Annotated in this window: 6 protein-coding genes; 4 read left to right on the top strand and 2 right to left on the bottom strand. The window is 61.7% G+C overall.

Annotation, left to right across the window (positions count from 1 at the left end):
- Positions 1–827, bottom strand: an 827-nt coding sequence (locus ACXRVY_RS16355) for a sensor histidine kinase N-terminal domain-containing protein (RefSeq protein ID WP_458237769.1), incomplete at its 3' end; no start/stop codon positions are given.
- A complete protein-coding gene (locus ACXRVY_RS16360; protein WP_007979804.1) occupies positions 820–1,491 on the bottom strand; it encodes a response regulator in 672 nt (223 codons plus the stop codon). The genes ACXRVY_RS16360 and ACXRVY_RS16355, both read right to left, overlap by 8 nt.
- A 238-nt stretch (positions 1,492–1,729) precedes the next feature.
- Here ACXRVY_RS16360 and ACXRVY_RS16365 point away from each other — a divergent pair, with 238 nt between their 5' ends.
- From ACXRVY_RS16365 to ACXRVY_RS16380, 4 genes are all read left to right on the top strand, one after another.
- The gene (locus ACXRVY_RS16365; RefSeq protein WP_458237770.1) at positions 1,730–3,019 is read left to right on the top strand and encodes an OprD family porin; all 1,290 of its coding nucleotides are present in this window, start codon (positions 1,730–1,732) and stop codon (positions 3,017–3,019) included.
- A gap of 39 nt (positions 3,020–3,058) precedes the next feature.
- Positions 3,059–4,036, top strand: coding sequence for a Bug family tripartite tricarboxylate transporter substrate binding protein (locus ACXRVY_RS16370; RefSeq protein WP_223462991.1), 978 nt, complete (start codon positions 3,059–3,061; stop codon positions 4,034–4,036).
- Positions 4,037–4,095: 59 nt separating this feature from the next.
- Positions 4,096–4,554 carry a tripartite tricarboxylate transporter TctB family protein gene (locus tag ACXRVY_RS16375; RefSeq protein WP_223462990.1) on the top strand — a complete coding sequence of 153 codons (459 nt, stop codon included), beginning with the start codon at positions 4,096–4,098 and terminating at the stop codon, positions 4,552–4,554.
- Between the two features lies 1 nt (position 4,555).
- On the top strand, positions 4,556–5,174 hold a 619-nt coding region (locus ACXRVY_RS16380), incomplete at its 3' end, for a tripartite tricarboxylate transporter permease (RefSeq protein ID WP_458237771.1).

Below are 5,174 nucleotides of genomic sequence, written 5' to 3' on the forward strand. Positions count from 1 at the left end.
GGCTCGGCCGAACGCATGCCCAGCTCCAGTCGCGCCTTGAGTGCTGCCAATGGCGTGCGCAGTTCGTGGGCGGCTTCGGCAATGAATTGCGCCTGCTTCTCGAACTGTCCGCGCAAGCGCTCGGTAAAGTGATTGAGGGCGCGCACCAGCGGCCACAATTCGCGCTGCACTTCCACCAGCGGCAAGGGGCGCAGATCGTCCGGCTGGCGCTCTTCCACCGCCGTGCGCAAGCGCTCAAGCGGACGTAACGCGGCACTCACCGCAAACCACACCAGCATCAACGCACCGATTGCCAGCATGCCCAGGCGCAGCAACGTATCCGCCGCCAGACTGCGGGCCATGCTGACGCGCGCTTCATCGGTTTCCGCCACGCGAATTTCCGCCATGCCGTTCATGTTCGGCTCACTCACGGGCTTGAGCAGGCTCACCACTCGCACGTTCTGCCCGCGGTACTGGGCGTTGTAGAAACGTGCCAGCGCCGGATAGTCATCAGTGCGCGGCGTTCCCGGCGGTGGCGCGGGCAGGTTTTCGTAACCGGAAATCAGCTTCTGATTGATGTCGTTGACCAGGTAGAAAATTCGCCCGGCACTGTCGTAGGCAAAAGTATCGAGGGCCACGTAGGGCACGTCGGCACTCAGGGAGCCATCGCGCTGGGAGACGCCGGCGGCGATGGTCCGCGCCGACGCCAGCAGGGTCCGGTCATAAGCCGTGTCGGCGGCTTCACGACCGTTCCAGTAGGCGCTCAATCCGCTGGCCAGCATCAACACCACCAGCAACAGCGCCAGGTTCCAAAGCAACCGCCAGCGCAGACTGCTCGGACTATGCATCGCGGCTTTCCAGCAAGTAACCGAGGCCGCGGAAGGTCACGATGGCGACCGGTTGGCCATCGAGTTTCTTGCGCAGGCGGTGCACGTAGATTTCGATCGCATCGGGGCTGGCCTCTTCATCGAGACCGAACACCTGCGAGGCCAGTTGCTCCTTGCTCATCACCCGACCGGGGCGCGCGATCAGGGCTTCGAGCACGGCTTGCTCGCGGGAGGTCAGGGTCAGCAACTCTTCGCCGAGGGTGAAGCGCCGGGTTTCCAGGTCATAGGCCAGCACACCGCAACGCTGAATGCGCTCACCACCCAGCACGCTGCGGCGCAACAAGGCTTTGACCCGGGCTTCGAGTTCGGTCAGTTCAAATGGCTTGGCCAGGTAGTCGTCGGCGCCGAGGTTCAGGCCGTGGACCCGGTCCTTGACGTCGCTGCGGGCGGTCAGCATCAACACCGGCAGGTTCTTGCCCCGCGCCCGCAAGCGCGCCAGCACTTCGAAACCATCCATGCGCGGCAAGCCGACGTCGAGGATCGCCATGGCGTATTCCTCGCTGCCCAGCGCCAGGTCGGCTGCCACGCCATCGTGCAGAACGTCCACGGTCAGCCCGGTGCTCTTGAGCGCCTGAGCGACACTTTCGGCGAGCTGCAGATGGTCTTCGACGAGCAGAACACGCATGGATCTTTACCTCATTCAGGGATGGTCGACGCCATTCTTTGGCGCGGAGTTTACAGCGGCATCCGTCGCTGTGAAGCCCGAAAAATCGTGAAAGCCTTCTGAAAGGTTAGCGAAAGGTTAGCCCGTTAGAGTCGGACCACGGACAGTTTCGACTGCCGTCGCTGCAGCCACACAGCGATACGAAAAACGCCTCGAAGCGTTTTCGACAAATAAGAACAATAAACGGAGTAAGTCATCCATGCAGTCCCTGCAGACCCAGGCTATCGCGCCTGCCCGCCTCTCCCGTTTCAGCCACGCTGCGCTTGCCAGCGCTGCCGCCCTTGCCGGTTTTTCACCGTTGAGCCAGGCCGCATTCTTTGACAACAGCTCGGCCACTTTCGAAACCCGCAACATGTACTTCAATCGCGATTATCGCGACKGTACCAGTGCCCAACAGTCCAAGCGTGACGAGTGGGCCCAGGGTTTCATGCTCAATCTGAAATCAGGCTACACCGACGGCACCGTGGGGTTCGGTGTCGATGCGCTGGGCATGATGGGGGTCAAGCTCGATTCAAGCCCTGACCGCACCGGTACCGGCCTGCTGCCGACTGACGATGGGCGAGCCGTCGACGAATACTCCAAACTCGGCCTGACCGGCAAAGTGAAAATCTCCGCCAGCGAGCTGAAAATCGGCACCCTGATTCCGGAACTGCCGATCCTCAAACCCAACGATGGGCGCATCCTGCCGCAGACGTTTGAGGGCGGCATGCTGACCTCCAGGGAAATCAAGAGCCTGACCTTCACCGGCGGGCGTCTGGACAAGGCCAAGGATCGCGACAGCACCGACTTCGAGGACATCGCCCTCAACAACAAGAACGGCCGCTTCGCTGGCACCGTGGCCGGCAAGCACTTCGACTTTGGCGGCGTGGACTACAAGTTCACCGACAAAATCACCGGCAGCTACCACTTCGCGCAACTCGATGAAGTCTACAACCAGCACTATCTCGGGCTGGTTGCTGCGCAGMCGTTCGGCCCTGGCACCTTTGCCAGCGACCTGCGATTTGCCATCAGTGATGACCAGGGCGAGGCCCGCGGCGGCCCGATCGACAACAAGTCCCTCAACGGTCTGGTGAGTTACGCCTTGAGCGGGCATAAGTTCAGCGCGGGCTACCAGCACATGTCCGGCGACAGCGCGTTCCCCTATGTGGATGGCAGCGACCCGTATCTGGTGAACTTCGTGCAGATCAACGACTTTGCCGGCGCCCAAGAGCGCTCCTGGCAAGCGCGTTATGACTTCGACTTCGTCACCCTCGGCGTCCCCGGCCTGACCTTCATGAGCCGTTACGTGAGCGGTGACAACATCAAGCTCAAGAACGGTGACGAAGGCAAAGAATGGGAACGCAACAGCGAGATTAAATATGTTGTACAAAGCGGCGCGCTCAAGGATGTCGCCGTGCGTCTGCGCAATGCCACCTACCGTTCCAACTACTCCGCTCGCGATGCCGATGAAGTGCGTCTGCTGGTGAGCTATAGCGTTGCCCTTTGGTAATTCAGTACGTCAATAACAACAACTCCCAAGGAGACTTGAATGAACCTGTCAATGCGTAAACTAGCCCTCGCCGCCAGCGTCCTGCTGCTCACCGGCCAAGCGCTCGCCGAACCCAAACGTCCGGAATGCATCGCCCCGGCCTCGCCCGGCGGTGGTTTCGACCTGACCTGCAAACTGGCGCAAAGCGCGCTGGTCAACGAAAAACTGCTGACCAAGCCAATGCGCGTGACCTACATGCCCGGCGGTGTCGGCGCGGTAGCGTACAACGCGGTGGTCGCCCAGCGTCCGGCCGATGCCGGCACCCTGGTGGCCTGGTCCAGTGGTTCGCTGCTGAACCTGGCGCAAGGCAAGTTCGGTCGCTTCGATGAAAGCAACGTGCGCTGGCTGGCCGCCGTTGGTACCAGCTATGGCGCCATCGCGGTTAAAAGCGATTCTCCTTACAAGACTCTGGACGATCTGGTCCAGGCACTGAAGAAAGATCCGAGCAAAGTAGTGATCGGTTCCGGCGGCACCGTCGGCAGCCAGGACTGGATGCAAACCGCGCTGATCGCCAAGGCTGCCGGGATCAACCCGCGCGACTTGCGTTACGTTGCCCTCGAAGGTGGCGGCGAGATTGCCACCGCCCTGCTCGGCGGCCACATCCAGGTTGGCAGCACCGACATCTCCGACTCCATGCCGCACATCCAGAGCGGTGACATGCGTTTGTTGGCAGTGTTCTCCGACAAGCGTCTGGACCAGCCGGAAATGAAGGACATTCCGACAGCACGCGAGCAAGGCTATGACATTGTCTGGCCGGTGGTGCGCGGCTTCTACCTCGGGCCAAAAGTCAGCGATGAAGACTACGCCTGGTGGAAAGCGGCCTTCGACAAACTGCTGGCCTCCGAAGACTTCGCCAAGCTGCGCGATCAGCGCGAGCTCTTCCCGTTCGCCATGACCGGCCCGGAGCTGGACACCTACGTGAAGAAGCAGGTCGCGGACTACAAAGTGCTGGCCAAAGAGTTCGGCCTGATCCAGTGATCGTCTCTGTCTAGCGGTTGCGGCTCCGTTTTGGCGGAGCCGCAGCCCAGGAGTTCCTCATGCTCTTACAACGCATTTTTGCTTCGGTGCTGTTGCTGGTCTGTATCGGCCTGGCACTGATGGCGTGGCCGTATCAAGCGGCTTTTTCCTACGAACCGGTGGGACCTCGGGCCTTCCCGTTGTTGATGCTCGGCCTGATGGGCTCGGCACTGTTGTACATGGTGTTCCGTCCTGCGCCGATCAAGCACAGCGATGACGAGCCGCCGCTGGATCGCGAGACCCTGACCAAGATCGGCATCTGCGTAGTGCTGTTGCTGGTATTCGCCGGCACCTTCGAACCCCTGGGCTTCATCGTCGCCAGCATCCTGACCGGTGTGCCGATGGCGCGCCTGTATGGCGGCCGCTGGGTACCCAGCATCGTGATCATCAGCCTGATGGCCGTCGGTCTCTATCTGCTGTTCGACCGCGTGATGGACGTACCGCTGCCCCTCGGCCTGCTCGACGTTCTGGAGAACTGATATGGATACTCTTGGCTATTTRGGTCAGGGCTTCGGCGTCGCGCTGAGCCCGTACAACCTGGTGACCGCACTGTGCGGCACCCTGATCGGCACCGTGGTCGGCCTGTTGCCGGGCCTGGGGCCGATCAACGGCGTCGCACTGTTGATCCCGATCGCATTCGCCCTCGGCCTGCCACCGGAGTCGGCACTGATCCTGCTGGCGGCGGTGTACCTGGGTTGCGAATACGGCGGCCGGATCAGTTCGATCCTGCTGAACATTCCGGGCGAAGCGTCCACCGTGATGACCACCCTCGATGGCTACCCGATGGCCCGCCAGGGCCTGGCCGGTGTCGCGCTGTCGCTGTCGGCATGGAGCTCGTTCATCGGTGCCTTCATCGCGACTTGCGGCATGGTGCTGTTCGCCCCACTGCTGGCGAAATGGGCGATTGCCTTCGGGCCGGCGGAATACTTTGTGCTGATGGTGTTTGCAATTGTCTGCCTTGGCGGCATGGCCGGTGACCGTCCGTTGAAAACGTTCATCGCGGCGCYGATCGGCCTGTTCCTGTCGACCGTCGGCATCGACGCCAACAGCGGTGTGTATCGCTTCACCGGGGACAACATCCACCTGACTGACGGCATCC

The organism is Pseudomonas sp. P5_A2_2 (assembly GCF_054177685.1).